Source organism: Microbacterium sp. MYb62 (assembly GCF_002979475.1).
GTDB lineage: Bacteria > Actinomycetota > Actinomycetes > Actinomycetales > Microbacteriaceae > Microbacterium.
This window is the reverse complement of the sequence record NZ_PCOY01000033.1, coordinates 1-25,813: the sequence shown is the minus strand read 5'-3', so window position 1 is coordinate 25,813 and position 25,813 is coordinate 1. Positions and strand designations below refer to the sequence as shown.

General features: G+C 69.5%; 23 protein-coding genes and 1 pseudogene. 9 read left to right on the top strand and 15 right to left on the bottom strand.

Features of this window, described 5'->3' with window-relative positions; all coding sequences use genetic code 11:
- The 6 genes and pseudogenes from CQ042_RS19370 to CQ042_RS19345 form a co-directional block, all read right to left on the bottom strand.
- Window positions 1-290, bottom strand: a pseudogene (locus tag CQ042_RS19370) (phenylacetate-CoA oxygenase/reductase subunit PaaK); the annotation flags it as partial.
- 1 nt (window position 291) lies between these two features.
- The gene (gene paaD, locus CQ042_RS19365) at window positions 292-786 is read right to left on the bottom strand and encodes a 1,2-phenylacetyl-CoA epoxidase subunit PaaD (protein WP_105672073.1); all 495 of its coding nucleotides are present in this window, start codon (window positions 784-786) and stop codon (window positions 292-294) included.
- Window positions 780-1,631, bottom strand: a complete 852-nt coding sequence (gene paaC, locus CQ042_RS19360; protein WP_105672072.1) for a 1,2-phenylacetyl-CoA epoxidase subunit PaaC — start codon at window positions 1,629-1,631, stop codon at window positions 780-782. The genes paaD and paaC overlap by 7 nt, the downstream gene beginning before the upstream one ends.
- Entirely contained in the window at window positions 1,628-1,933 is a 306-nt protein-coding gene (gene paaB, locus CQ042_RS19355) for a 1,2-phenylacetyl-CoA epoxidase subunit PaaB (RefSeq protein WP_017828375.1), read from the bottom strand. The genes paaC and paaB overlap by 4 nt, the downstream gene beginning before the upstream one ends.
- Complete coding sequence (paaA, locus tag CQ042_RS19350) at window positions 1,933-2,907, bottom strand: 1,2-phenylacetyl-CoA epoxidase subunit PaaA (protein ID WP_105672071.1); 975 nt, start codon at window positions 2,905-2,907, stop codon at window positions 1,933-1,935. The genes paaB and paaA overlap by 1 nt, the downstream gene beginning before the upstream one ends.
- Before the next feature lie 85 nt (window positions 2,908-2,992).
- On the bottom strand, window positions 2,993-3,412 hold the full coding sequence (locus CQ042_RS19345) for a pilus assembly protein CpaE (RefSeq protein WP_105672070.1): 420 nt from the start codon (window positions 3,410-3,412) through the stop codon (window positions 2,993-2,995).
- Between the two features lie 92 nt (window positions 3,413-3,504).
- Here CQ042_RS19345 and CQ042_RS19340 point away from each other — a divergent pair, with 92 nt between their 5' ends.
- Window positions 3,505-5,634: a RecQ family ATP-dependent DNA helicase gene (locus tag CQ042_RS19340; RefSeq protein WP_105672069.1), complete on the top strand. Its 2,130-nt coding sequence runs from the start codon at window positions 3,505-3,507 to the stop codon at window positions 5,632-5,634.
- A gap of 29 nt (window positions 5,635-5,663) precedes the next feature.
- On the opposite strand, the gene CQ042_RS19335 is transcribed toward CQ042_RS19340, so the two are convergent.
- Window positions 5,664-6,530: an IclR family transcriptional regulator gene (locus CQ042_RS19335; protein ID WP_258132363.1), complete on the bottom strand. Its 867-nt coding sequence runs from the start codon at window positions 6,528-6,530 to the stop codon at window positions 5,664-5,666.
- A 57-nt stretch (window positions 6,531-6,587) separates the two neighbouring features.
- On the opposite strand from CQ042_RS19335, the gene dhaK reads away from it, so the two are divergent.
- From dhaK to CQ042_RS19300, 7 genes are all read left to right on the top strand, one after another.
- Window positions 6,588-7,580: a dihydroxyacetone kinase subunit DhaK gene (gene dhaK, locus CQ042_RS19330; RefSeq protein ID WP_105672076.1), complete on the top strand. Its 993-nt coding sequence runs from the start codon at window positions 6,588-6,590 to the stop codon at window positions 7,578-7,580.
- A complete protein-coding gene (dhaL, locus tag CQ042_RS19325) occupies window positions 7,580-8,221 on the top strand; it encodes a dihydroxyacetone kinase subunit DhaL (protein WP_105672068.1) in 642 nt (213 codons plus the stop codon). The genes dhaK and dhaL overlap by 1 nt, the downstream gene beginning before the upstream one ends.
- On the top strand, window positions 8,221-10,719 hold the full coding sequence (gene ptsP / locus CQ042_RS19320; RefSeq protein ID WP_105672067.1) for a phosphoenolpyruvate--protein phosphotransferase: 2,499 nt from the start codon (window positions 8,221-8,223) through the stop codon (window positions 10,717-10,719). Before dhaL ends, ptsP begins: the two co-directional genes overlap by 1 nt.
- A gap of 142 nt (window positions 10,720-10,861) precedes the next feature.
- Window positions 10,862-12,151, top strand: a complete 1,290-nt coding sequence (locus tag CQ042_RS19315; protein ID WP_105672066.1) for a hypothetical protein — start codon at window positions 10,862-10,864, stop codon at window positions 12,149-12,151.
- Window positions 12,152-12,266: 115 nt separating this feature from the next.
- Window positions 12,267-12,695, top strand: a complete 429-nt coding sequence (paaI, locus tag CQ042_RS19310) for a hydroxyphenylacetyl-CoA thioesterase PaaI (protein WP_105672065.1) — start codon at window positions 12,267-12,269, stop codon at window positions 12,693-12,695.
- A 93-nt stretch (window positions 12,696-12,788) separates the two neighbouring features.
- The gene (paaK, locus tag CQ042_RS19305; RefSeq protein ID WP_258132362.1) at window positions 12,789-14,042 is read left to right on the top strand and encodes a phenylacetate--CoA ligase PaaK; all 1,254 of its coding nucleotides are present in this window, start codon (window positions 12,789-12,791) and stop codon (window positions 14,040-14,042) included.
- A gap of 88 nt (window positions 14,043-14,130) precedes the next feature.
- Entirely contained in the window at window positions 14,131-14,766 is a 636-nt protein-coding gene (locus CQ042_RS19300) for a TetR/AcrR family transcriptional regulator (RefSeq protein ID WP_105672063.1), read from the top strand.
- Between the two features lie 43 nt (window positions 14,767-14,809).
- Here the strand turns inward: CQ042_RS19300 and paaZ are convergent, their stop codons facing one another.
- The 8 genes from paaZ to pdhA all read right to left on the bottom strand — a co-directional run bounded on the left by paaZ (window position 14,810) and on the right by pdhA (window position 24,896).
- On the bottom strand, window positions 14,810-16,891 hold the full coding sequence (gene paaZ / locus CQ042_RS19295) for a phenylacetic acid degradation bifunctional protein PaaZ (RefSeq protein WP_105672062.1): 2,082 nt from the start codon (window positions 16,889-16,891) through the stop codon (window positions 14,810-14,812).
- A gap of 41 nt (window positions 16,892-16,932) precedes the next feature.
- A complete protein-coding gene (locus tag CQ042_RS19290) occupies window positions 16,933-17,802 on the bottom strand; it encodes a 3-hydroxyacyl-CoA dehydrogenase family protein (protein WP_105672061.1) in 870 nt (289 codons plus the stop codon).
- Entirely contained in the window at window positions 17,799-18,554 is a 756-nt protein-coding gene (locus tag CQ042_RS19285; RefSeq protein WP_105672060.1) for an enoyl-CoA hydratase/isomerase family protein, read from the bottom strand. The genes CQ042_RS19290 and CQ042_RS19285 overlap by 4 nt, the downstream gene beginning before the upstream one ends.
- Complete coding sequence (locus tag CQ042_RS19280; protein WP_105672059.1) at window positions 18,554-19,744, bottom strand: acetyl-CoA C-acyltransferase; 1,191 nt, start codon at window positions 19,742-19,744, stop codon at window positions 18,554-18,556. The genes CQ042_RS19285 and CQ042_RS19280 overlap by 1 nt, the downstream gene beginning before the upstream one ends.
- Window positions 19,745-19,877: 133 nt before the next feature.
- Window positions 19,878-21,197 carry an MFS transporter gene (locus tag CQ042_RS19275; protein WP_105672058.1) on the bottom strand — a complete coding sequence of 440 codons (1,320 nt, stop codon included), beginning with the start codon at window positions 21,195-21,197 and terminating at the stop codon, window positions 19,878-19,880.
- Window positions 21,198-21,334: 137 nt separating this feature from the next.
- Window positions 21,335-22,756 carry a dihydrolipoamide acetyltransferase family protein gene (locus CQ042_RS19270; RefSeq protein WP_105672057.1) on the bottom strand — a complete coding sequence of 474 codons (1,422 nt, stop codon included), beginning with the start codon at window positions 22,754-22,756 and terminating at the stop codon, window positions 21,335-21,337.
- Window positions 22,753-23,781, bottom strand: a complete 1,029-nt coding sequence (locus CQ042_RS19265) for an alpha-ketoacid dehydrogenase subunit beta (RefSeq protein ID WP_105672056.1) — start codon at window positions 23,779-23,781, stop codon at window positions 22,753-22,755. The genes CQ042_RS19270 and CQ042_RS19265 overlap by 4 nt, the downstream gene beginning before the upstream one ends.
- Window positions 23,778-24,896, bottom strand: a complete 1,119-nt coding sequence (gene pdhA, locus CQ042_RS19260; RefSeq protein ID WP_105672075.1) for a pyruvate dehydrogenase (acetyl-transferring) E1 component subunit alpha — start codon at window positions 24,894-24,896, stop codon at window positions 23,778-23,780. Before pdhA ends, CQ042_RS19265 begins: the two co-directional genes overlap by 4 nt.
- Window positions 24,897-25,046: 150 nt before the next feature.
- On the opposite strand from pdhA, the gene CQ042_RS19255 reads away from it, so the two are divergent.
- Complete coding sequence (locus CQ042_RS19255; RefSeq protein WP_181157646.1) at window positions 25,047-25,484, top strand: Lrp/AsnC family transcriptional regulator; 438 nt, start codon at window positions 25,047-25,049, stop codon at window positions 25,482-25,484.
- The last annotated feature ends 329 nt before the right edge of the window (window positions 25,485-25,813 follow it).

Sequence of the window (25,813 nt, the reverse complement as noted above, 5' to 3'; positions counted from 1 at the left end):
CGGGTGTCCCGTCCGTCGTCGCGGTGCTCCGGCGCACGGCACAGCGAATAGGAGCGCCGCACCTCGACGCCGTCGAGCGTGGTGCGCAGAGCGACGTACTGGCCGGGAAGGTGGTCGTACTCGTCGGCGAGTGCGGCCGGCACAGTGAACGTCACCTCGACGGCGTCGTCGGTGAGCGGACGCACATCCTCGACCGTCAGCGTGTGGAAGCGGGCGCGCGTGCGGGGAGCTGCCGCGCGCGGCGTCGGCTGGCGCGGCACGGAGGCGGGCGCCGAGGTGAAGAGCGACATGTCAGTGCACCTTGAAGTGGTCGAAGGGCTCGAGGCAGGCGCGGCACTCGAACAGCGCCTTGCACGAGGTGGAACCGAAGTGCGAGACCTCGCGCGTGTCGAGCGACCCGCATCGCGGGCAGCGCACGCTCAACGACAGGCGAATCGGGCCGGTCGACACGGCGGCGCGGCCGGAGGGCGGTGCGATGCCGTACTCCTCGAGCTTGGTCTTGCCGGCATCCGTCATCCAGTCCGTCGTCCAGGCGGGGGAGAGGACCAGGCGGACCTCGACGGCGTCGTAGCCTGCTGCGGTGAGCGCGAGGATCACGTCGTCGCGGATCGTGTCCATCGCGGGGCAGCCGCTGTACGTCGGGGTGATGTCGACCCGCACGCGCGCGCCGTCGACCTCGACCGCGCGGAGGACGCCGAGATCCTCGATCGTGAGCACGGGCACCTCGGGATCCGGCACGGACGCGGCGATGCGCCAGGCGTCCTGCGTCGGAGTCGTGGTCACCATGTCGCCCCCGGATGCCGCCGCGCGAGTACCTGCATCTCGGCGAGGATGTGTCCGAGCGGCGTCGCATGAGCGCCCTGCCGTCCCCCGGCGGATGACGACACGACTGCCGGCACCGACAGCTCCGCTTCGGCGAAGACGGTACCGACCACGCGGTCGAAACCCGGCCGCAGGCCGGACGGGCGAGCGGCGGCGTCGCCGAGCCGCTCGATCAGGTCATCGTCGCGGAACAGCTCGTCGACGTACGGCCAGACGTCGCCGGTCGCCCGGATGATCCTGGTGCGCGACTCCTCGGTGCCGCCGCCGAGGCGCAGCATCCACTGCACCGCGTGATCACGGTGGTAGTCGACCTCCTTGAGCGACTTCTCGGCGATCGCGGCGAAGGTCTCGTCGCTGCTGCCGCGCAACGCGGAGTACAACTCGAACATGTATGTGGCGACCACGAACTGCCGGGCGATGGTCTGGGCGAAGTCGCCGTTGGGCTGCTGCACGATCCAGGCGCAGCGGAACTCCGGCTCGTCGCGGAAGAACGCCAGGTCGTCTTCACTGCGGCCGTCGAACGAGCCCGCGTAGTGGAGGAACGACCGTGCGTGGCCGAGGAGATCGAGGGCGATGTTGCCCAGGGCGACATCTTCCTCCAACTCGGGAGCATTGGAGATCCAGGCGCCCAGCTGCTGCGAGAGGATGAGCGCGTCGTCGCCGAGGCGCAGCGCGTATTCGGCGATGTCGGCCGATGCGGCGACCGCGCCGGTGCCGGAGAGCTCCTGCGAGAGGCGGAGCTGGTCGACCGAGACGTCACCGTGGACGTCGATGTCCTCGTGCGCCGTGTTCTCGTGCGCCGTGTTCACAGGTGCGGCACCCCCTCGGATGCCGTGTAGTACACGGCGTGGCGGTAGTTCTTGCCCGCCGGGCTCTCGAAGTAGGCGCCCTTGGCATCGGGGTCGCTCGTGGTGATGGCATCAGCAGGGGCGACCCAGATCGAGACGCCCTCTCCCCGGCGCGTGTAGAGATCGCGCGCGTTGCGGATGGCCATCTCGGCGTCCGGCGCGTGCAGCGAGCCGACGTGCACGTGGCTCAGGCCGCGGTTCGCGCGCACGAAGACCTCCCACAGCGGCCAGGGCTCGCGCTCATCCGCTCCCGGCGTCGCCATCACGCCACCGCCTTCGTCTTGCGGGACTGCTTGCGGGCGTACTCCGCCGCAGCCTCGCGCACCCACGCGCCCTCTTCATGCGCGGTGCGGCGCCGTTCGAGGCGCTCGGCATTGCACGGCCCGTTGCCGCGCACCACTTCGAAGAACTCGTCCCAGTCGATCTCGCCGGTCACGTACTGGCCGGTCTCCTCGTCGAAGCGCAGGTCTGGATCGGGCAGCGTGACACCGAGGATCTCGGCCTGGGGAACGAGCATGCCGACGAAGCGCTGACGCAGTTCGTCGTTCGAGAACCGCTTGATCTTCCATTTCATCGACTGCGCCGAGTTGGGGGACTGGTCGTCGGGCGGGCCGAACATCGCCAGACTCGGCCAGTACCAGCGGTTCACGGCATCCTGCGCCATCTCGCGCTGTTCCTCGCTGCCCTGCATCAGCGTGAGCAGGATCTCGAAGCCCTGCCGCTGGTGGAACGACTCCTCTTTGCAGACGCGCACCATGGCGCGGCCGTAAGGACCGTACGATGCGCGGCACAGCGGCACCTGATTGCAGATCGCGGCGCCGTCGACGAGCCAGCCGATCGCGCCCATGTCGGCCCAGGTGGGGGTGGGGTAGTTGAAGATCGACGAGTACTTGGCCTTGCCGCTGATGAGCTGGTCCATCATCTCGTCGCGGGTGGTGCCGAGCGTCTGGGCGGCGGAGTAGAGGTAGAGGCCGTGCCCGGCTTCGTCCTGCACCTTCGCCATCAGGATCGCCTTGCGCTTGAGGCTCGGGGCGCGCGTGATCCAGTTGCCCTCCGGCTGCATGCCGATGATCTCGGAGTGGGCGTGCTGGGAGATCTGGCGGACCAGCGTCTTGCGGTACGCGTCGGGCATCCAGTCGCGCGGCTCGATGCGCTGCTCGTTCGCGATGAGTTCGTCGAAGAGACGCTCCTCATCGGAGATGTCGCCCACCAGGGACAGGTCTGCGGGACTGGTCATCGTCGACTCCTCGGAATCCGGCCTACTTTACTGACCGATCGTTAGGTAATTCTCACACAGGAGACCACGGGTTTCAAGGAGGCGCTCAGTGCGAGCGGGAGATCAGCTCCAGGAGGGCACGACCGTAGGCCTCAGCGGGATCCGGATGCTCGAAGGAGTGCGTGGCACTCGCGACGTCGATCTCGACGCGGAAGGAGTCGTCGAGACGGACCAGGGCGCGGAAGGTTCCGCGGAGGAGATCGCGCAGCTGATCCTCTCGCGGCAGCCACACGGCATCGGCGAGTGTCACGGCATCGAGTGCCCATTCGGTGGTGCCGTTGAACGCCAGGTCGGTACCGCTCGGCGTCTGACGAGCCTCGATCGTCATCCCGCTCACCGTGAAGACGTCGGCCTCGGCTTCGAGCTCCACCTCGTCCGGGAGGTCGAGCTGGAAGCGATCGCCTTCGGCGGGGTGCCAGACGAGCCCGGAGTCTCGCAGGGTGACGGCGAGCTCACGTGTGATCATGTCTTCACGCTAGAGGACCGGACGCGCCCAGGGGCCGCCGAACCTGTGGATCACGCCCCCGACGTGTCGGTGACGTGGGGCAGAGTGGGAGCATGACCTCCGCAGCCTCCACCGCCACCCGCGAGGCCGCACTCGCGGCGCTGCGCGAACTCGTCGGCCGCCCGGACGCCGACTTCCACGACGGGCAGTACGAGGCGATCGAGGCGCTGGTCGAGGGGCGCCGCCGCGCGCTCGTGGTGCAGCGCACCGGTTGGGGCAAGTCCGCGGTGTACTTCGTCGCGACCCTGCTGCTGCGACGGCAGGGGGCGGGGCCGACCGTACTCGTGTCGCCGCTGCTGGCGCTGATGCGGGATCAGATCGCCGCGGCGGAGCGCGCGGGGGTGCGCGCGGTCGCGATCAACTCCACGAACGCACACGAGTGGACCGATGTGCTCGCGCAGCTCGATCGCGACGAGGTCGACGTGCTGCTCGTCTCGCCCGAACGGCTCAACAACCCCGCGTTCCGCGAGCAGCAGCTGCCGGCGCTCGTCCGCCGCATCGGCATGCTCGTGGTCGATGAGGCGCACTGCATCAGCGACTGGGGCCACGACTTCCGGCCCGACTACCGACGGTTGCGTGATCTGATCGCGCAGATGCCGGCCGACGTGCCGGTGCTCGCGACGACGGCGACCGCCAACAGCCGTGTCGTGGCCGATGTCGCCGAACAGCTCGGCAGTCTTCACGCCGGCGGCGATGCCGGATCCGAGCCGGTTCTCACGATCCGCGGCCCGCTCGCCCGCACCTCGCTGCGGCTGGGTGTGCTGCGTCTGCGCGATTCGGCGAGTCGCCTCGCCTGGCTGCTGAGCCACATCGACGACCTTCCGGGTTCCGGAATCATCTACACGCTGACCGTCGCTGCCGCGGTCGACACCGCCCGACTGCTCCGCGACCACGGGCACGACGTGCGCGCCTACACCGGACAGACCGACACCGAGGAGCGTGCCGAATCCGAGGGGATGCTCAAGCGCAACGAGGTCAAGGCGCTGGTCGCCACGAGCGCACTGGGCATGGGGTTCGACAAGCCCGACCTGGGCTTCGTCCTGCATCTCGGTGCACCGTCGTCGCCCGTCGCGTACTACCAGCAGGTGGGCCGTGCCGGTCGTGCCAGCGAGAGCGCCGACGTGCTGCTGCTCCCCGGGGTCGAAGACCGCGACATCTGGCACTACTTCGCGACGGCCTCCATGCCCGATCGAGAGCGGGCGGAGCGGGTGATCGGCGCGCTCGGCGATGCGCCGATCTCGACCCCGGCGCTCGAGGCGATGGTCGACATCCGCCGCACGCCGCTCGAGCTGCTGCTGAAGGTGCTCGATGTCGATGGAGCGGTGCGACGCGTGCAGGGCGGATGGGTCGCGACCGGCGAGCCGTGGAGCTACGACGCCGAGCGCTATGAGCGCATCGCCGCGGAGCGTCTCGCCGAACAGCAGCACATGATCGAGTACGAGCAGACCGACGGATGTCGCATGGAGTTCCTGCAGCGATCGCTGGATGACGACACGGCGGCACCGTGCGGCAGGTGCGACAACTGCGCGGGCGGGTGGTTCCCGCGGGAGATCGGGGAGTCCGCGAGCAGTCAGGCTGCGGAGTCGCTCGACCGCGTCGGTGTGCCGATCGAGCCCCGTCGCGCATGGCCGACCGGTGCCGATCGCCTGGACGTGCCGGTGAAGGGACGCATCCCCGCGGACGAGCAGGCGGGTGAGGGGCGGGCGCTGGCGCGGCTCACCGATCTGGGGTGGGGTGGCGCGCTGCGCGAGCTCTTCGCCGCGGGGGCGCCCGACGCCGCCGTGACCCCGCAGTTGCTGCAAGCGTGCATCCGCGTGCTCGCCGGATGGGGATGGGGCGAGCGGCCGGTCGCCGTGGTCGCCCTGCCGTCGCGGTCGCACCCGCTGCTGGTCGACTCGCTCGCCCGAGGGCTCGCCGATGTCGGTCGCCTGCCGTATCTCGGAGCGCTGGAGCCTCTCGGCGGCGGCGGCGGTCCGTCCGGTGGGCCGGGCGGGAACAGCGTCTTCCGTCTCGCGGGCGTCTGGGAGCGTTTCGGCGCGCACCACCTCGATGTTCCGTCCGGGCCGGTGCTGCTGGTGGATGATCTGGTCGACAGTCGTTGGACGATGACGGTCGCCGCTCGCACGCTTCGTCAGGCCGGAGCGACCGACGTGCTGCCCTTCGCCCTGGCGCTGCGGGGCTGATCCGCCGAGAAGGACCGGGCCCGCCGGGTTCAGTCGTCGGCGGGCGCGACGCGCGGCGGCCAGGTGGTGGCGCCGAGCTCGCGTGAGATGTTCCGCGCGGTCTCGCGCAGGGCATTGAGGATCGCGTCCGACGCGGGCGTCTGCGATGTCGGCAGCACCACGGCGACCGCGGCGACGATGTCGTTCGAGGCGTCGGCGACGGGAGCGGCGATCGAGGATTCTCCGAGCACCGCCTCGTCGAACTCTCCGGCCGTGCCACGCTCGGCGATCGCCGGCAGTTCGAGGGTCAGTCGTGCGATGTCGGTGATCGTGTCACCGGTGAGGCTGCGCAGCGGCTGCTCGAACACGCTCTGCTGGAAGCCCAGGTCATAGGCGAGCAGGACCTTGCCCATCGCCGAGGCGTGCGCGGGGATCGCGACCCCCGTCTCCAGCATCTGCTGACTGTCATCGGGGCGCAGGTTGTGGTGGATGACGAGCACGTCGGTGAAGTGCGGTGCCCCCAGGCGTACCGAGAGGTTCGTGCGGCGTGCGAGCTCCTGCGTCCATCGCATCGCCCTGGCGCGCACGTCGAGGGTGTCGAGGTAGACGTTACTCAGACGCAGGAGGGTCGGGCCGAGCATGTAGCGCTGGCCGCCCCGCTCCTTCGCGACGAGCCCGTGCGAGCGCAGCGACTTCACGATCCCGTGCACCGTCGACGGCGGCAGGCTGAGCGCTGCGGCGAGGTCGGTGATGCCGAGGTGGCGTGCTCCCTGGAGTAGTTCGAGGATCTTCGCCGCGCGGTCGATCGCCTGGATCACGGGGAGCCCTCCTTCCGGTGCGTCGTCGATCCGGTGCTGGTGATGCCGGTCTTCCGGATTGATCTTGACAACCCGGCAGGCTCCGAGCATATTCGACATTAACGAATTGCTTTCCGATTTTTGCGAAAATCACGAAGGATCAAAGGAGATCGAATGATGAAGAAGCTCATCAACGCCCCCGAGGACGTTCTCGTCGAGTCCCTGAAGGGTGTCGCGCTCGCACATCCCGAGCTCTCCGTCGACCTCGAGACCCACGTCATCACCCGCGCCACTCCCAAGGCACAGGGCAAGGTCGCGATCGTCTCCGGCGGCGGCTCCGGCCACGAACCGCTGCACGGCGGATTCGTCGGCACCGGGATGCTGGACGCCGCCGTCGCAGGCGAGATCTTCACCTCCCCGACGCCTGACCGGGTGCAGGCCGCCACCAAGGCGGTGGACCGCGGCGCCGGGGTCCTGCACATCGTCAAGAACTACACCGGCGACGTGCTGAATTTCGAGATGGCCGCCGAGCTCGCCTCTCTGGAGGGCATCGAGGTGGGCAGCATCACCGTGGACGACGACGTCGCCGTGCAGGACTCCCTCTACACCGCCGGACGCCGCGGCGTGGGCCTCACCGTGCTGCTCGAGAAGATCGTCGGCGCCGCCGCGGAGGAGGGTCGCGACCTCGACGCCGTCGTCGAGCTGGCCAAGAAGGTGAACGGACAGGGGCGCTCGATGGGCATGGCGCTCACCAGCTGCACGGTTCCCGCGGCCGGCAAGCCCACGTTCGACCTCCCGGACGACCAGATGGAGATCGGCATCGGCATCCATGGCGAACCGGGCCGCCATCGCGAGCCCCTCGCGCCGGCATCCGACATCGCCCGGCAGCTCGTCGAGCCGATCCTGTCCGACATCGACGCCTCGGGGCCCGCGATCGTGATGCTCAACGGCATGGGCGCGACTCCGCTCATCGAGCTGTACCTCATGTACGGCGAGGTGGCGGCGATCCTCGAGAAGTCGGGTGTGCAGATCGTCAGGAACCTCGTCGGGAACTACATCACCTCGCTCGACATGGCCGGATGCTCGGTCACGCTGCTCAAGGCCGACGATGAGCTGCTGCGGCTGTGGGACGCCCCGGTGAACACCCCCGGTCTGCGGTGGGGCGTCTGATGGCCGCCGTCGACACCGCTGTGCTCGCCGACTGGGTCTCCCGATTCGGCACCGCCGTCACCGAGAAACGCGACTGGCTCACGGAACTCGACTCGGCGATCGGTGATGCCGATCACGGCGCCAACATGGCCCGCGGCATGAGTGCCGTCGGCGAGAAGCTCGCTGCGGGGACACCGGTCACGGCGGATGAGCTGCTGAAGACGGTCGGCATGACCCTGGTGAGCTCGGTCGGCGGAGCCAGCGGCCCGCTCTACGGCACCTTCTTCCTGCGGATGGGCATGGCCGCAGGGCCGGTCCCCGAACTCGACGGGCCCGGTCTGGCGGGCGCTCTGCGCGCGGGGCTCGACGGCATCGTCGCACGAGGCAAGGCCGAGGCCGACGACAAGACCATGTTCGATGCGATGGCGCCGGCCGTCGACGCGATGGATGCCGCGCTCGCTGCCGGTTCGTCGGTCGCGGAGGCCGCCCGGTCCGCCGCGGATGCCGCAGCGGCGGGCCGTGACGCCACGCTGCCGCTCGTCGCCCGCAAGGGCAGGGCGAGCTACCTCGGGGAGCGCAGCGCCGGGCACCTCGACCCGGGGGCCGCTTCGACCGCGATCCTCTTCGACACGCTCGCCGCGGCGGTCGCGGGCAGCGCCTGATGATCGGGATCGTCGCCGTCTCCCACAGCGCTCGGCTCGGGGAGGCGGCACTGGAGCTTGCCCTGCAGATGGTGCCGGGCGGGGGAGTGCGCGTGCAGGTCGCGGCCGGAGCGGGCGTGGATGCCGATGGCGCGCCGATCCTCGGCACGGATGCCGTCGCCGTGGCCTCGGCGATCGATGAGCTCGCCAAGGACTGCGACGGCGTACTGGTGCTGATGGATCTCGGCTCTGCGGTGCTCAGCGCGGAGCTCGCGCTCGAACTCCGGGCGAGCGACGTGCCCGTGCGGCTCGCCCCCGCGCCGTTCGTGGAAGGACTGCTCGCCGCTGTCGTGTCGGCCGCAGCAGGCGCCTCGCTGGACGCGGTGGCCGCGGAAGCCACGGCGGCCCTCGGAGCGAAGACCGGGGCCCTCGGCGTCGAGCAGGAGGCGGAATCGGAATCGGTGACGGCGACGCCCGACGCCCGGGCCGTGGATGACGATGTGCTCGTCCGCCGGGTGCGCGTGCGCAATCCCCTCGGAATCCACGCGCGACCGGCCGCCCTGATCGCCGAGGCCTCGGCGGGGATGGACGTGCGCCTGCGCCGTCTCCCGGAAGGACCGGATGCCGCCGCGGCGAGCCTGACGCGACTTCTGGTCCTCGGTGCCCGGCAGGGGGATGAGATCGAGCTCACCGCACGCGGTGACGCGGCATCGGAGGCGCTCGACCGCCTGGTCGCGCTCTTCGAAGACGGATTCGGCGAAGGGACGGAACAGGTCGCCTCGACGAACGGCGCCGTGTCGGCTGCCGCTGCGGATGCTCCCGCACCGCCGGTGGACCCGGCGCGGGTGATCACGCCCGGCACCGTGCTTCGCGGCCGTGGCGTGAGCCCCGGCCGGGTCGCCGCGCCAGCGGTCCCCCTCGCGCCGCCGCTCCCCGAACCCGATCCGACGACGGTCGTCGCCGAAGCCGACCGGGACTCCGAGGTCTCCGCCATCGAGTGGGCCGCGGTCGCCGTCGCCGATCAGCTCCGCTCGCGCACGGCGCAGGCGACGGGGGAGACCAGGGCGATCCTCGATGCCTCGCGTCTGCTGGCGTCCGACCCCGAACTGGTCGCCGAGGCCACGGCTCTCGTGAGGGCGAAGGGGCGCAGCGCCGCCCGAGCCGTCTGGGAGACGGCGGTCGCGCACGAGAAGGCCCTCGTCGCCCTCGGCGGCCGCATGGCCGAGCGCATCGCCGACATCCGCGACGTGCGGGACAGGATCATCGCCGAGATCCTCGAAGTCGACATGCCGGGCGTCCCGGAGCGCGATGAGCCTTTCGTGCTCGTCGCCATCGACCTCGCCCCGGCCGACACCGCACTCCTGGCCGGAGGACGATGCGTCGCCCTCGTCACCGAGCAGGGCGGACCGACGTCGCACACCGCCATCATCGCGCGGTCCCTCGGACTGCCCGCGGTGGTGGGAGTCGTGGGCGCCGCCGGGATCCCCTCCGAAGCCGTCGTGCTGGTCGACGGCGATCGCGGCACGGTCGAGGTCGACCCGCCGCAGTCGCGCGTCGCCGCAGCGGTCGCAGCGGCGACGGTGGTGGACTTCGACGGCACGGGGGTTCTCGCCGACGGGCACCGCATCGCCCTGTTGGCGAACGTCGGCGGGGCCGCGGATGCGGAGAAGGCCGCTGCGGCGCACGCGGAAGGGGTGGGCCTGTTCCGCACCGAGTTCTGCTTCCTCGATCGGATGGACGCCCCCTCGGTCGATGAGCAGACCGCGGCCTACCGTGGGGTGCTCTCCGCCTTCCCCGGACGCAAGGTGGTGGTGCGCACGCTGGATGCGGGAAGCGACAAGCCTCTCCCGTTCGCGAACGCCGACGCCGAGGACAACCCCGCCCTGGGGGTGCGCGGACTGCGGATCGCCCGTCGCCGCCCGCACCTCCTCGATGATCAGTTGCGAGCTCTCGTGCAGGCCGCCGAGGCGGAGTCGGCGCACGTCGAGGTGATGGCTCCGATGGTCGCGACGGTGGAAGAGGCGCGAGAGTTCGCCGAGCGGGCGCGGGCCATCGGGATCGAGCGCGTGGGCATCATGATCGAGACGCCTTCGGCTGCGCTGCTCGCGGCCGAGCTGTTCGAGGTCGTCGACTTCGTGAGTCTGGGCACGAACGACCTCGCCCAGTACACGCTCGCCGCAGATCGGCTCCTGAGCGATCTCGGCGATCTCAACGATCCCTGGCAGCCGGCTGTGCTCCGACTGATCGGCGCCGTCGGGGCAGCGGGGCGTGCGGCGGGGAAACCGGTGGGCGTCTGCGGCGAGGCCGGCGGCGATCCTGCCCTGGCCCCGGTGCTCGTCGGGCTCGGGGCGACCTCGCTGTCGATGACCCCGCGGTCGCTCGGACGCGTGGCAGAAGCCCTCGCCGAGGTGGGCGAGGACGAGTGCCGTCGTGCAGCGGAGGCGGTGCTCGGGGCAGCGACCACAGAAGAGGCCAGAGCTGCCGCGACGGCCGCTCTGGGACGCGAAGAACGGTCCTGACGTCGGGTTCATGCCGTCCGCGGCATGCTTCTCGTCTCGTTCGCGTATCGAGACGGCGCGACCGCTTCGACGCGCGGACCGCAGGCCGTAGGATCGCGGCAGGGGGCGTCGGATCCGACGCCGGAAGGCGATCGGAGGAGCCATGTCTCGCACGCTGTCGTTCGGGACGGGGATGATCGGTGTGCTGGCGGTCGGTGCCGTCATCGCGCTGTCGGGGTGCGCCCCGACTCCGCAGTCGACGCCGAAGCCCACTGCCGCACCTGAATCGCCGGCACCGGCTCCGTACGACGGGCCGATCGCCTTCGTCGGCGATGAGCTCGACTGGTTCCTGCTGAGCGCCGAAGAGATCGCCGGCGTTCTTCCCGACGTCGGCGAGGTCGGCCCCGCCGTGCCCTCCCTCGTGCAGGTGTCCGATGGCGGCGGCTATGAGCCGGTTCCCGCGATCTGCAACGCGCTCTACGCCGAGGTGTCGCTCGGCTCCATCGGCGCCCGATCCGTCACCTGGACGAGCGCGCTCGCCGAGGGACGGGACGGATGGCTCAACGTCCTCCAGTTCGCCGACGTCGAAGCGGCGACGGCACGCATGAATCAGTACGTCGCTGCGGCCGAACAGTGCGCCGAGTTCCAGTTCGGCGGCCCGTCTTCCTTCGCCTCGTCGACGGTGGACGGCGAAGGCGGGGTCCGGGCGGTCGCCGGCTCGCTGATCCTCACGTACCCGGAAGGCGGCGGTCACAGCCTGTACAAGGGCTACGCCTCCGTCGGCAATGTGATCGTGGAGATGTGGCAGCCCTTCACGGGCGACCCCGAATTCGACACGGACGCGGCAGCCGCTCTGCTGCGCGATCGGGTGAGCGAGGCGAGGGCGAAGCTCGTGGCCGAGCTGACCGCAGACCCGCCGGTGCCCGCGGAGACGGCCGCTCCGGCCGACCCCGCCGCTTCGTGGAGCGAGTGGCAGATCACGACAGCGGGTGTGGGGCCGGTGCGCCTCGGGGTCGAACTCGACGAGGCCATCGCCTCCGTTCCCGGCGCCGGCGTCGAGGAGGCCGGGTGGCCCGGTGGGCCGACGCGATTGATCTCGCCCGACGGATCCGCCTCACTGCTGCTGCGGACGCAGGAGGGCGGGACGGTCGTCGAGTCCGTCTCCGTCGGCGCCGCGAACGTCTCCGGTGACCGCACCCATGACGGCGCCGCTCTCCCGGCAGCTTCGGGGGTGAAGGTCGGGGACCCGGTCTCCGTCGCGGTCTCGGCGTTCCCGGAGGGGACGGCGCTGCGCGTCGTCTCGTCGGGGGAGTACTTCTACGAGTGGTCCACCCGCGAGGGCGTGGTGCTGCGATTCCGGCTCGATCGCGATTCGGCCCATGAGAGCGATGCCGTGATCACAGGCATCACGGTGGAAGACGCGACTCTGGCGAAGGTGCCCGTGTTCGGCTGACGCTCCTCCCCCTGATCTCCGCAGCGGGGTTCATTACTAACCGATCGTTCAGTTAGTATGAGCGGGTCGGGTGCCGCAGTGGCGACGCCGGACCCGCTCGACGAGGAGGTCGACGATGACAGAAGCGACGACGCAGGTGCCGGATGACGTGCGCCCGAATCGCGCCATGATGGAACGCGATCGCGCCTCGGCCTCGATGGGCCTCATCGTCGAACGCGACGATCCGGGACACGCCGTGGTGTCGATGCGCGTGCGCGATGACATGACGAACGGCTTCCACATCACGCACGGCGGCTTCGTTTTCGCTCTCGCCGACACCGCCTTCGCGATCGCGTGCAATGAAGACGACCGCGTCACCGTGGCCGCAGGGGCGGACATCAGCTTCCTGAAGTCGACCGTCTCCGGTCAGACGCTGACCGCCACCGCGGTGCGCCGCTCCCGCGTCGGCCGCTCCGGCATCTACGACGTCACAGTCGTCGATGAGCAGGGTGATGCCGTCGCCGAGTTCCGCGGGCGTTCCCGCACCACCAGCCAGACCTTCTGATCCACACTCCCGGAGCCCCTCGTGTCGACGACGACCGCAACAACCTCCCGTGTCCACCCTCCTGCCGCCGATGAACTCGATGCGGAGGAGCGCATGAGCCGTGAGGAGATCGCCGAGCTCCAGCTCCGCCGCCTCCAGCAGACCGTGCGCCACGCCTACCGGAACGTGCCGCTCTACACACGGAAGTTCGATGCGGCGGGCGTGCATCCCGATGACATCCGCACCATCGACGACGTGCAGCTGTTGCCCTTCACGACCAAGGACGATCTGCGCGAGACCTATCCGTTCGGCATGTTCGCCGTGCCGATGCAGGACGTCGCGCGGATCCATGCCTCGAGCGGCACCACCGGGCGCCCCACCGTCGTCGGCTACACGAAGGGCGACCTCGAAAGATGGGGCTCGCTGGTGGCGCGTTCGCTGCGCGCCAGCGGTATCCGTCGGGGGATGAAGGTGCACAACGCCTACGGCTACGGACTGTTCACGGGCGGGCTCGGCGCTCACGCGGGCATCGAGGCGCTCGGTGCCACCGTCATCCCGATGTCGGGCGGCCAGACCGCGCGGCAGGTGCAGCTCATCTGCGACTTCGAGCCGGACGCGATCCTGTGCACCCCGAGCTATCTGCTCACGATCGCGGATGCGATGGCGGCGCAGGGAATCGACCCGCGTTCGACCTCGTTGAAGGTCGCCGTCCTCGGGGCCGAGCCGTGGTCGAACGAGATGCGGCACGAGCTCGAGCAGCGTCTCGGGATCGACGCCCTCGACATCTACGGACTCAGCGAGGTCATGGGGCCGGGCGTGGGCAACGAATGTCTGGAGACGAAGGACGGTCCTCATCTGTGGGAGGACCACTTCCTGCCCGAGGTCATCGATGGGGAGACCGCGCAGGCGCTGCCGGACGGCGAACTCGGCGAGCTCGTCTTCACCTCGCTCTCGAAGGAGGCGTTCCCCGTCATCCGCTATCGCACCCGCGACCTCACCCGGCTGCTTCCGGGGACCGCGCGCCCCGGCATGCGGCGGATGGAGAAGATCACCGGCCGCAACGACGACATGATCATCCTGCGCGGGGTGAACCTGTTTCCCACGCAGATCGAGGAGCTGGTCCTGGGGATCGAGCAGCTGACACCGCACTTCATCCTCGAACTGTCGAAGGACGGACGGATGGACACGCTGAAAGTGCGGATCGAACGCCACCCCGACCTGTCGGTGGCGACCTGCGAGAGTGCCGCGAAGGTGCTCGCGCAGCGCATCAAGATCTTCGTCGGATCGACGGTCGCCGTCCAACTGGAGGAGCCGGGCACACTGCCCCGGAGCGAGGGCAAGTACAAGCGCGTGTACGACCTGCGCTGACGATGAGCGAAACCGGGCGCCGCGCCGCCTTCGCCTCGCGGTCTGCGCTCCGGGCCTCGTGCGTCATCGGGTGCGAGACTGTGGGGTGATGTCCGAGATGCAGAGCACACGACGAGGCCGCCCCGGTTACGACCAGCAGGGGATCCTCGGGGTCGCCGTCGCCGCCTTCAACGAGTACGGCTACGACGCCACGTCGATCGGCATGCTCGCCGAGCGGCTCGGGCTGTCGAAGTCGGCGATCTATCACCACTTCGGCTCGAAGGACGAGATCCTCGACCTCGCACTGGATGCCGCGCTGAGCGGCCTCGAAGCCGTCGTGGAGGATCCGCTTCCGGGCGGAACGGCGGAAGCCTCGAGCGCGACCGCTCGGCTCGAGCACGTGCTGCGCGGCGCCGTCCACGTCCTCGTCGATCAGCTGCCCGCTGTGACGCTGCTGCTGCGCGTGCGCGGGAACACGGAAGTGGAGCGCAAGGCGCTGGTCCGTCGCCGGGCGTTCGATCGACGGATCACCGCCCTCGTGTCCGAAGCGCAGAGCGAGGGCGCACTGCGTGCCGACATCGATGCCAGCGTCGTCGCCCGCCTGGCGTTCGGGATGATCAACTCGATCGTCGAGTGGTACCGGCCCGGTGGTCGCGAGGGCGCCGACCGGCTCGCCGACGACGTCGTCGCGATCGCCCTCGACGGGTTGCGCAAACCCGCCGACGCCGGAACCGCGGCCGTCTGACCCTGGCTCCGGCGCCGCCCTCTGCTCTGCGCCGCCGACTGCCTTATGCCGCGGCCTGCTGCTTCGCCACCAGGGTGAGCACGTCGTAGGTGGCCACGATGTCGTCGTGCTGGTTCTTCAGCATGGCGTCCCACCGCACCTCGCCGTACTCGTCGGTCTCTCGCGGGGTGATCTGCTTGGCGGTGAGCTCGACACGGATCTCATCGCCGGGGGAGACCGGTGTCACGAATCGCAGGTTCTCCAGCCCCGAGTTCGCGAGCACGGGGCCGGGGGCCGGATCCACGAAGAGGCCGGCCGCCCACGACACGAGCAGGTACCCGTGCGCGACGCGTCCGGGGAAGAACGGGTTGGCAGCGGCCGAGGTCTCGTCCATGTGCGCGTAGAAGGTGTCGCCGGTGAACGCCGCGAACGTCTCGATGTCGTCGAGCGTGACGGTGCGGGAGCCGCTTCTGACCTGATCGCCCACGTGGAGCTCGGCCAGCGACTTGCGGAAGGGGTGCACTCCGCCGTTCTGCTCGTACGGACGCGAGGCCGCGCCCTGATGCCAGACACCCGTGAGGGCGGTCATCATCTCGGGGGAGCCCTGCACGGCGGTGCGCTGCATGTGGTGCAGCACCGCGCGGATGCCGCCGAGCTCCTCGCCTCCGCCCGCGCGGCCGGGGCCGCCGTGCACGAGGTTCGGGAGCGGCGAGCCGTGCCCGGTCGAGCTGCGGGCGTCATCGCGGTCGAGGAAGAGCACGCGGCCGTTGTAGGCGGCCATACCGGTGGCGAGTGCGACGGCGACCTCGGGGTCGTGCGTGGCCACACTCGTCACGAGCGACCCTCCACCCCGGGCGACGAGAGCACTCGCTTCGTCGAGGGTGCGATAGCCGACGATGCTCGACACCGGGCCGAATGCCTCGATCTCGTTGACAGCGGCGCTCTCCGCGTCTTCGAAGCGCAGCAGCATCGGCGCCACGAACGCGCCATCGGGGGCGGGTCCTTCGCTGCCGTCGCCGTGACGCACGGTCGGGGCATCCGTCGTGCCGATCACGAGCTCTCCGCCGCCGGCCTGCAGGCGGTCGACCTGGCGCAGCACCTCCTCGCGCTGCGCGATCGAGGCGAGCGGGCCCATCGTGACGCCTTCGGCTCGTGGGTCGCCGAGGACCACGCGCGTCGACAGGCGCTCGCGGACCGCGGCGATGACGTCGTCGATGGCATCCGTCGGCACGATCGCCCGACGGATGGCGGTGCACTTCTGACCGGCCTTGGTCGTCATCTCAGCGACGAGCTGCTTGACGTACGCGTCGAACTCGGGTGTGCCGGCCACGGCATCCGTCCCGAGAACCGAGGCGTTGATGGAGTCGGTCTCGCTCGTGAAGCGCACGCCTCCCGTCTGCACGGAGTCGTGAGAGCGCAGGTGCTCGGCGGTGGAGGCCGAACCGGTGAAGGCGACGAGGTCTCCGAGCCGCAGCTCGTCGAAGAGGCCGGGCACGCTGCCGGAGACGAGCTGCAGCGAGCCGTCGGGGAGCAGCCCCGATTCCACCATCACGCGCACCATGGCCTCGGCGAGGTACCCGGTCGGGGTCGCGGGCTTGACCACGGTCGGGACACCGGCGAGGAAAGCCGGGGCGAACTTCTCGAGCGACCCCCACACCGGGAAGTTGAAGGCGTTGATCTGCACCGCGACGCCGCGGAGCCGGGTGTAGATATGACGGCCGAGGAAGGAGCCGTCTTTGGAGAGGTTCTCGATGCCGCCGTCGACGTACACCTTCGCGTTGGGCAGCTCGCGCCGTCCTTTGCTGGAGTAGGCGAACAGCACGCCGATGCCGCCGTCGATGTCGACCCAGGAATCCTGTGCGGTGGCGCCGGTGCGGCTGGAGAGCTCGTACAGCTCCGCCTTGCGCGCGGTGAGGGCGAGGGCGAGCTGCTTGAGCCGCACGGCGCGCTGATGGAACGTGAGCTCTCCCAACGATGCCTGCCCCACGGTGCGGGCATGGTCGAGCGCGGCACCCAGGTCGAGTCCGTCGGTCGAGACGCGGGCCACGACCTCGCCCGTCGATGCATCGCGGACGTCGGTGGCCGGCGCCTCGGACGACGGCGTCCACCACGCGCTCTCGACGTAGCTGGGGAGGATCTCGATCATCTGCGTTCCTTTCACGAGTGTTCCTTTCATGAGGGTTCCCTTCATGAGGCGTCCCATTCGTAGAAACCGCGTCCGCTCTTGCGGCCGAGGTTGCCCTCGGCGACGAGGCGGCGCAGCAGGGCCGGAGGTTCGAAGCGCGCGTCCAGATGGGCGGCGAGGTATTCGGAGATGCCGAGCCGCACGTCGAGCCCGACGATGTCGGTGAGTCGGAGCGGGCCGACCGGGTGCTTGTATCCGAGCGTCATCGCGGCGTCGATGTCCTCGGCGGAGGCGACGCCCTCCTCGAGCATGCGAATCGCCTCGAGACCGATCGCGACACCCAGTCGGGACGACGCGAATCCGGGCGCGTCGGCGACGACGATCGGTGTCTTGCCGAGCGCGGCCACCCATCCGCGGGCGGCGTCGACGAGCGGGAGAGTGGTGCTCGCCCCGCGCACGATCTCGACGAGAGTGGAGGCGGGTACGGGGTTGAAGAAGTGCATGCCCAGGAAGCGCGACGGTCGATCGAGCACCGCCGCCAGCTCATCGATCGAGATGGACGAGGTGTTCGAGGCGATCGCGGCCTCCGGGGCGATCTGCGCTTCGACGCGGCGGAGTGCATCGACCTTGAGTGTGAGATCTTCCGGCACGGCCTCGACGACGAGCGTGCACGGCGCGAACAGTGCGGCATCCGTGCCCGTGGTGAGGCGCTCCCGATACTCTTCGACGGATTCGAGGGCCGTGCCTCTGGCGATCGAGGCGTCGACCGATTCGAGCACGCGGGCGGCCGCCGCATCTGCCGCGTCGGTGTCGCGTTCGACGACGGTGACCTGTGAGCCGGCAAGCAGGAAGGCGTGCGCGATGCCGGCGCCCATTCGTCCGCCGCCGAGCACGCCCACGTGTGCGGGGGCGGGAGGGGCGCTGTCGGTCATCGGTCTCTCCGTTCCAGGAAGTCGGTCATCCGTCGGAACTTCTCCGGGCTCTCGAACAGCTCGGCCTGGGCTTCCAGATCGACGGTGGGATGCTGGTCGCGAGGCGCGCGGAACACGCGCTTGGTCGCGATCGTGGCTGCCCCGTCGTTGCGGGCGATGCGGTCGACGATGGCGTGCGCCGCCGGCAGCAGCTCGTCGGCGTCGTGGATCGCCGATACGAGCCCGATGCGCAGCGCCTCCTCGGCCTTCACCGTGCGACCGGTGAGCAGCAGCTCGATCGCCATGGCATCGCCGACGATCTCTTTCAGCCGCCATCCGGCTCCGGCCGCGGCGAGGATCCCCAGTCCGGTCTCCGGATTGCCGATGGCGAGCGTCGGTGTGGCGATGCGGATGTCCGCGGCGTAGGCGAGCTCGGCTCCTCCACCGAGGGCATAGCCGTCGATCGCGGCGATGACAGGCATGGGCAGTTCGGCGAGTCGGATGAACGCGTGGGCGTTGATGCCGCGCAGCGCGTCGGCGGCGCGTCGCTCGCGCAGTTCGGCGATGTCGGCGCCTGCCGCGAAGACGCCATCGGCGCCGGTGACGATCAGCGGGCGCGGTACGGCCTCGAGTTCGGCGCACAGCACGTGCAGCGCGTCGATCGTGGCCTGGTCGATCGCGTTGCGCTTGTGCGGACGGTTGAGAGTGGCGACCACGCGGTCGTCGTGTCTTTCGACGAGAAGAGGTTCGTCGCCGATGGGTGCTTCGGGCATCACACCTTCTCCACGATCAGGGCTGCGCCCTGTCCGACGCCGACGCACATGGTGGCGAGGCCGTATCGAGAGCCCTCGCGCTCCATGCGTCCGAGGAGAGTGACCAGCAGGCGGGAACCGGAGGAGCCGAGCGGGTGGCCGAGGGCGATGGCTCCGCCGTCGGCGTTCACGCGCGACTCGTCGAGGTCGAGTCTTCTGATGCAGGCGAGGGACTGCGTGGCGAACGCCTCGTTGAGCTCGATCGAGCCGATGTCATCGATGGAGAGCCCGGCCCGACGCAGCGCCTTCTGCGTGGCCGGGACCGGCCCCAGCCCCATGACCTCGGGAGCCAGACCCGCACTGGTGCCTGCCACGATGCGTGCCCGCGGCACCAGCCCGTAGCGCTCGACCGCTTCCGCGCTCGCCACGACGATCGCGGAGGCGCCGTCGTTGAGCGCGCTGGAGTTGCCGGCGGTGACCACCTGGCCGCCCGCCACGACGGAGCGCAGGCGCGCGAGCGCGTCGAGCGTCGTCTCCGGTCGGGGCCCCTCATCGACGAGGACCTCTCCGGAGCCGACGGGGACGCCGACGATCTCGGCCTCGAAGCGTCCTGCCGCGATCGCCGCCGCCGCCCGTTGCTGCGATCGCACGGCAAAGGCATCGGCCTCTTCACGGCTGATGCCGTCGATGCGGGCGACCTCCTCCGCCGTCTCCGGCATCGAGAACGTCGCCTTCTCGCGGGCCGAGAGGCGCGGGTTCGGGAATCGCCAGCCGATCGAGGTGTCGAACGCGGCGCCGGGCTTCGCCCAGGCCTTCTCCGGCTTGGCCTGCACCCAGGGGGCGCGCGTCATCGACTCCACTCCTCCGGCGACGATGATGTCGGCGTCACCGGCACGGATCGCCTGCGCCGCCATCGTGATCGCCGACATCCCCGAGGCGCACAGCCGGTTGACCGTGATGCCCGGGACGCTGTCGGGAAGTCCCGCGAGCAGGACGGCCATCCTGGCGACGTTGCGGTTGTCCTCGCCGGCCTGGTTGGCGGCGCCGAGGATGACCTCGTCGATCTCGACCCGCAGCGGATCGATTCCCGCACGCCGCACGGCTTCGCGGACGACGATCGATGCGAGGTCGTCCGGGCGCACGGAGGCGAGGGCGCCGCCGTAGCGTCCGACCGGGGTGCGTACGCCTCCGACGAGGTAGGCCTCGGTCATGCGGAACTCCTGACTGCGTTGTCTCGACGGTGGCCCGTTGTCCGGACGATCGATCCCGAATTACTGACCGATCGTCCGGTAATTATGTCACAGACGTGGGCGCGGCTGCGATCCCGGGTCGCCGATCCGCTCCTCACGTGAGCAGGTCGACCCCCTTCGTCTCCTTGACGAGGGAGACGCCGATGAGCGAGATCACGGCGGCCACGGCGATGTAGACGCCGATCGTCCACGCGGCGTGGAACTGATTCATCAGGGCCTCGGCGATCATGGGCGCGAACGCCCCGCCGAGGATCGCGCCGAGGGCGTATCCGATCGAGACGCCCGAGTAGCGCACGTTCGCGGGGAACATCTCCGCGTACAGAGCGGCTTGCGGGCCGTACGAGAGCCCGAGTGCGAACGTCATGACGAACAGGGCGACGAAGTACCAGAGGATGTTCGCGGTGTCGATCAGGAACCACATCGGCACGGCCCAGAGGGCGAGGGCGACGTATCCGATCTGGAATGTGCGGATGCGGCCGAGTCGATCGGAGAGGTGTCCGCCCCAGAGGGTGAAGATGAGCCAGCCGAACGAGGCGAGCGTCGTCGCCAGCAGCACCGGCGGACGCTCCATGCCCAGTGTCGTGACGGCGTAGGTCGCGAAGAACGCGATGAGCAGGTATCCCGCCGCGTTGTTCGCGATGAAGATGACGGCGGTGAGGATGACCTGCTTGGTGTTCTGGCGGAACAGGCGGGTCAGTGGCGCGGATGCCTCCTTGCGACGACGCCGCAGATCCTCGAAGACCGGGCTCTCGTCGACCGCACGGCGGATCACGTAGCCGACCGCGATGAGCACGATCGAGAACAGGAACGGGATGCGCCAGCCCCACTCGAGGAAGGCCTCCGGCGACATCGAGCTGGTGAGCACCCACAGCGTCGATGTGGCGAGGATCATGCCGACGGGGACGCCGATCTGGGGGAACGCTCCGAAGAGTCCTCGTCGGTTGCTCGGGGCATGCTCGACCGCCATCAGTGCGGCTCCGCCCCACTCGCCGCCCGCGGAGAATCCCTGCACGATGCGGAGCAGGATGAGCAGGATGGGTGCGGCGACGCCGATGGCTGCATACGTCGGCAGGAGGCCGATCAGCGACGTGGACAGGCCCATCATGATGAGCGTGAGAACGAGCATCTTCTTGCGCCCGAGCTTGTCGCCGAGATGGCCGGCGACGATCGCGCCGAGGGGGCGGAAGAGGAAGGAGATGCCGATCGTCGCGAAGGACAGCACCTGGGCGAAGCCGGGACTCTCTTCGGCGATCGGGGCCAGGAACAGTGGTGCGAGCACCAATCCCGCCGCCTGGGCGTAGATGAAGAAGTCGTACCACTCGATCGAGGTGCCGACGAGGGTGCCGGCGAGGACGCGCCGTTCTTCGGCGGGCATCCGTGCGGTCGGGGTGCGGTCAGAGACTGCTGACGTCATGCGAACTCCGTTGTTCTGCGATTCCGAGGGGTGAGCGCGGTGAAGCACTCCGGGGTCATTCATGACCGAATGGTCGGTCAGTAATTGCCGAGCGTAGCGCATCACACGATTCGGAATCGAGAATTCCGGTCTTCCGGTCAGACCCTCCCGAACGCACGCAGCGGATGCTCGATGAGCTCGGTCACCCGCCGCAGGAAGCCCGCGGCGTAGCCGCCGTCGCACACCCGGTGGTCGAAGGCGAGCGAGAGCTGGACGATCCGTCGCGCCACGATCGCGCCCTCCACGACCCATGGGCGCTCGATGATCCGGCCGATGCCGAGGATCGCCACATCGGGGTGGTTGATGATCGCGGCTGAGCCGTCGACGCCGAGGCCCCCGTAGTTGTTGAGCGTGAACGTCGATCCCTGCAGGCGCTCCGGCGGCATGGTCCCGGAGCGGGCCGTGGTGGTGAGCTCGCGCAACGCCGTGTCGAGCTGCGCGACGGTGAGCGCGTGTGCGCGGGGGACCACCGGAACCAGGAGCCCGCGTTCGGTGTCTGCCGCGATCCCGAGGTTCACGCCCTCGAAGGAGATGATCTCGTCTCCGCTCTCGCTCAGGCGCGAGGCCAGAACGGGGTAGTCCTCGAGGGCCAGGAGCACGAAGCGGGCGAGGAGCGCGGTCACCGACGGAGCCTTCTCTCCCTCCGGAGCCATCTGCGAACGCAGGTCCCACAGCGCGGTGGCATCGACGTCGACCCAGACGGTCGCTTCGGGGATCTCGGACCGGCTGCGGGTGAGCTTGGCGCTGACGGCTCTGCGCAGCGGCGACATCCGTTCGCGCGCGAGCACGGCGAGGCCGTCGACCGTGTCGCCGGAGGGGATTCCCTGTGCATCCTGGTGGGCGGTGACGCCGTCGACGGCGTTCTCGACGGCGGCGTGGAGAACGTCGGCGCGGGTGATGGCACCGTCGGCGCCGGTCGCGGTGATCGCGTGCACGTCGAGGCCGAGATCCCGAGCGAGCCTGCGAACGAGCGGGGAGCGGACGGCCACGGGACGGCGATCGGACGATCCCGGCGGCGGAGGAGTCGCGGAGGTGCTCTGAGCGGAACGGATCGCTGTCGGTGCGGGCGCCGGCGAGGCCGTCGGCACCCGAGGCACGGCCGCCGAGGCTGCGGCCGGACGGCGTCGCCCCTTCGACGTGCGTGCGGCGGTGCCGTAGCCGATGAGGACGTTCCCCGAACCGGCGCGCTCCTCTTCGCGGTACGCCTCGTGCTCGGGCTGAACCGGTGCAGCGGTGGGCGGGGTCGCCGCCGTCAGGGAGTCCGCCACCTCCAGCACCGGCGCCCCGACGTCGATCGTGTCGCCGGCGGTGCCGTGCAATGCGGTGACGATGCCGGCGAACGGCGACGGCAGCTCGACGATGCTCTTCGCGGTCTCGACCTCGGCGATGGGCTGGTCGGTCGTGATGGTGTCGCCCACGGCGACGAGCCACTGCACGAGTCCTGCCTCGGTCAGTCCCTCGCCGAGGTCGGGCAGGCGGAACACCTGGGTGCCGGCGTGCGGCTTCAGGGGAGTGCTCATGCGTCGTCCTCCCAGTGCAGCGTGTCGATCGCATCGAGCACGCGGTCGACGTCGGGCAGATACCAGTGCTCGAGCTTCGGGGGCGCGTAGGGGGTGTCGAAGCCGGTCACCCGTCGCACCGGCGCGGCCAGGTACTCGAAGCAGCGCTCGAACACCCGTGCCTGGATCTCGGACGCGACGCTCACATATCCCGGGGCTTCGGCGATGACGACGGCGCGACCGGTCGACTTCACGGCGGCCGTCACGGTCGCGTCATCGAACGGCGAGAGCGAACGCACGTCGACGACCTGCACGCTGCGGCCTTCCGCGGCGGCCACCTCTGCGGCCTCCAGCGCGAGCGGCACCGAAGCGCCGTAGGCGAGGAGTGTCACGTCCGTGCCCTCGCGGGCGATGCGGGCCGTTCCGAGCTCGGCGGTGATCGAGGTGTCGACCTCGCCCTTGGCCCAGTACAGCTTCTTGGGCTCGAGGAAGATCACCGGGTCGGGGGAGGCGATCGCCGCACGCAGCAGCGAGTACGCATCCTGCGGGGTGGACGGGCTGACGACCGTGAGCCCGGGCGTGTGCGCGTAGTAGGCCTCGGACGAATCGCAGTGGTGCTCGACGCCGCCGATCCCGCCACCGAACGGGATGCGGATCACGAGTGGCATCCGCATGCCTCCGCGGGTACGGTTGCCGAGCTTCGCGACATGACTGACGACCTGTTCGAACGCCGGGAGTGCGAACGCGTCGAACTGCATCTCGACCACGGAGTGCAGACCGTTCATGGCCATGCCGATGGCGGTGCCGATGATGCCGGATTCCGCGAGCGGGGTGTCGAAGCAGCGCTCTTCGCCGAAGCGCGCGGTGAGTCCGTCGGTGATGCGGAACACCCCGCCCAGTGCGCCGACGTCCTCGCCGAAGACGACGACATCCGGATCGGACTCGATGGCGTCGGCGAGGGCGCGGTTGAGGGCGGCGGCCATGGTCATCGTCGTCTTCGTGCCGGTCTCGGCCTCGGTGTGAGTGTCATCCTGTGCGATCGTCATCGCGGGCCTCCGTTCGGGGCGGCGCCGGCATCGGCGAGACGGGAGCGTTCGATCTCGTCTCGCAGCAGATGCCATTGCTCATCGAGCTGCGGGGATCGTGTCGCGGTCACGAAGCGGAACAGGTCTTCGGGGTCGAGGTCTGCATCGGTGTTCAGGGCGGACCGCATCGCGGTTGCGATCTCCTCGGCGCCTGCGGCGAAGCGCTCTTCGGCGTCGGCGTCGAGGACGCCGGTGGAGGTGAGGTATGTGCGCAGGCGCTGCAGCGGGTCGCGCGCGATCCAGGCCTGGACTTCTTCGCGTTCGCGGTATCGGGTGTCGTCGTCGGCGTTGGTGTGCGCCTGCATCCGATACGTGTGCGCCTCGATGAGGCTCGGTCCGCCGCCGGCTCGGGCACGGGATACGGCCTCGCCGAGCACTGTCAGGACGGCGGCGACGTCGTTGCCGTCGACGCGCTGTCCGGGCATCCCATACCCGATGGCCTTGTGGGCGAGCGAGGGTGCTGCGGTCTGCCGCGAGAGAGGGACGGAGATCGCGAACTCGTTGTTCTGCACGAAGAACACGACCGGGACGTGGAAGACGGCGGCGAAGTTCATGGCCTCGTGGAAGTCGCCCTCGCTGGTGGCGCCATCGCCGCAGAGTGCGAGCACCACGGTGTCCTCGCCACGGTGCTTGGCCGCCTGCGCGAAGCCGACCGCGTGCAGCAGCTGGGTGGCGAGCGGGGTTGCCTGCGGGGCGACGCGGTGTGCGCGCACGTCGTAGCCCGAGTGCCAGTCGCCCTTGAGGAGCACCATCGCGTCGGAAGGTTCGACGCCGCGTGCGATGACCGCGACCGAGTCGCGGTAGGTCGGGAACAGCCAATCCGTGGAGCCGAGCACCATCGAGGCACCGACCTGGCAGGCTTCCTGTCCATGCGACGACGGGTAGACGGCGAGGCGGCCCTGGCGCACCAGAGCCCCGGCCTGATCGTTGATGCGTCGCCCCTCGACGAGTCCGCGGTAGGCGGCAAGCAGCGTTTCGGGATCGGGGATCGCGTACTGCTCGTCCGCGACCGGTGTCCCGTTCTCGTCGATCAGTTGCACCGCGGTGTCTCGCGGGAGCAGGTCGGTGTGCAGCATGCGTTCGCCCTCCTTGCCGAACTCGATGAGGACAGCATGCCTCGGAGGCGACATTCATCCAAGATCTTTCGTCGGACCCTGGATGAAAGGGTTCCTCGTGGTGCATTCTTGATCGAAGTGTCAGAAATTCTGCACCGATGGAGGGGGCTCATGGTCGCGCTGGATGAGACGGATCACGCGATCCTCGAAGAGCTGCGCCGTGACGCGCGGGCGTCGATGACGGCGATCGCCGATGCCGTGCACATCTCCCGTGCCGGCGCGCACGCGAGGATCAAACGGCTGACCGACGCCGGCGTCATCACCGGCTACACGGTGCGCACCGACCCTGTGCTCCTCGGGCACCACGCCAGCGCGTACGTGACCCTCGCGATCGAGCAGGCGACGTGGCAGGCCGTGAGTGAACGACTGAGGTCCATTCCCGAGATCGAGCACATGGCCCTGGTCGGCGGCGACTTCGATGTGATCTTGCTGGTGCGCGCGAACGATGCCCGCGATCTGCGTCGCATCGTGTTGGAGGACATCCAGGCCATCCCGTCGATCCGCTCGACCAGAACGACCCTGATCTTCGAGGACTACCCGCGGAACTGAGCCGGTGCGTCGTCCTCGGGCGTCGGGTAGTCGAGTGGGTGTTCCTGTGCGGTGCCAGGGGCCACGCGGGTCGTGCGGAAGAATGCATGATTGCTCGTCCTCTTCGTGCCGGCGGGGTGCTTTTCGCGAGCCCTGCTGTGGATGTAGATGAGGCCAGTGTGCGGGGCTTCGTCGGACGTGATGAGGTCTAGACGCATCGTGCCCCGGGGGTTGTGGAGAAGTGTTTTGCGGATGGTTTTGTGGAGTGTTCAGGGTCGTGGCGCGTGTTCTGGAATATCACGTTGATCGGGGTTTTTCCGGGTGGGAATGTCGGTGGTCCCGGGTTGACT

What these genes read in the sequence shown, in the direction of transcription:
- CQ042_RS19285 (WP_105672060.1), bottom strand. Translation starts at nt 18,554, where the DNA reads ATGCCCGAAGCACCCATCGGCGACGAACCTCTTCTCGTCGAAAGACAC.
- paaI (WP_105672065.1), top strand. Translation starts at nt 12,267, where the DNA reads ATGACAGAAGCGACGACGCAGGTGCCGGATGACGTGCGCCCGAATCGC.
- CQ042_RS19265 (WP_105672056.1), bottom strand. Translation starts at nt 23,781, where the DNA reads ATGACGATCGCACAGGATGACACTCACACCGAGGCCGAGACCGGCACG.
- CQ042_RS19345 (WP_105672070.1), bottom strand. Translation starts at nt 3,412, where the DNA reads ATGATCACACGTGAGCTCGCCGTCACCCTGCGAGACTCCGGGCTCGTC.
- paaK (WP_258132362.1), top strand. Translation starts at nt 12,789, where the DNA reads ATGAGCCGTGAGGAGATCGCCGAGCTCCAGCTCCGCCGCCTCCAGCAG.
- paaB (WP_017828375.1), bottom strand. Translation starts at nt 1,933, where the DNA reads ATGGCGACGCCGGGAGCGGATGAGCGCGAGCCCTGGCCGCTGTGGGAG.
- CQ042_RS19275 (WP_105672058.1), bottom strand. Translation starts at nt 21,197, where the DNA reads ATGACGTCAGCAGTCTCTGACCGCACCCCGACCGCACGGATGCCCGCC.
- CQ042_RS19270 (WP_105672057.1), bottom strand. Translation starts at nt 22,756, where the DNA reads ATGAGCACTCCCCTGAAGCCGCACGCCGGCACCCAGGTGTTCCGCCTG.
- CQ042_RS19255 (WP_181157646.1), top strand. Translation starts at nt 25,047, where the DNA reads ATGGTCGCGCTGGATGAGACGGATCACGCGATCCTCGAAGAGCTGCGC.
- paaD (WP_105672073.1), bottom strand. Translation starts at nt 786, where the DNA reads ATGGTGACCACGACTCCGACGCAGGACGCCTGGCGCATCGCCGCGTCC.
- CQ042_RS19315 (WP_105672066.1), top strand. Translation starts at nt 10,862, where the DNA reads ATGTCTCGCACGCTGTCGTTCGGGACGGGGATGATCGGTGTGCTGGCG.
- paaZ (WP_105672062.1), bottom strand. Translation starts at nt 16,891, where the DNA reads ATGATCGAGATCCTCCCCAGCTACGTCGAGAGCGCGTGGTGGACGCCG.
- CQ042_RS19280 (WP_105672059.1), bottom strand. Translation starts at nt 19,744, where the DNA reads ATGACCGAGGCCTACCTCGTCGGAGGCGTACGCACCCCGGTCGGACGC.
- ptsP (WP_105672067.1), top strand. Translation starts at nt 8,221, where the DNA reads ATGATCGGGATCGTCGCCGTCTCCCACAGCGCTCGGCTCGGGGAGGCG.
- CQ042_RS19340 (WP_105672069.1), top strand. Translation starts at nt 3,505, where the DNA reads ATGACCTCCGCAGCCTCCACCGCCACCCGCGAGGCCGCACTCGCGGCG.
- dhaK (WP_105672076.1), top strand. Translation starts at nt 6,588, where the DNA reads ATGAAGAAGCTCATCAACGCCCCCGAGGACGTTCTCGTCGAGTCCCTG.
- CQ042_RS19335 (WP_258132363.1), bottom strand. Translation starts at nt 6,530, where the DNA reads ATGTCGAATATGCTCGGAGCCTGCCGGGTTGTCAAGATCAATCCGGAA.
- dhaL (WP_105672068.1), top strand. Translation starts at nt 7,580, where the DNA reads ATGGCCGCCGTCGACACCGCTGTGCTCGCCGACTGGGTCTCCCGATTC.
- pdhA (WP_105672075.1), bottom strand. Translation starts at nt 24,896, where the DNA reads ATGCTGCACACCGACCTGCTCCCGCGAGACACCGCGGTGCAACTGATC.
- paaA (WP_105672071.1), bottom strand. Translation starts at nt 2,907, where the DNA reads ATGACCAGTCCCGCAGACCTGTCCCTGGTGGGCGACATCTCCGATGAG.
- CQ042_RS19290 (WP_105672061.1), bottom strand. Translation starts at nt 17,802, where the DNA reads ATGACCGACAGCGCCCCTCCCGCCCCCGCACACGTGGGCGTGCTCGGC.
- CQ042_RS19300 (WP_105672063.1), top strand. Translation starts at nt 14,131, where the DNA reads ATGTCCGAGATGCAGAGCACACGACGAGGCCGCCCCGGTTACGACCAG.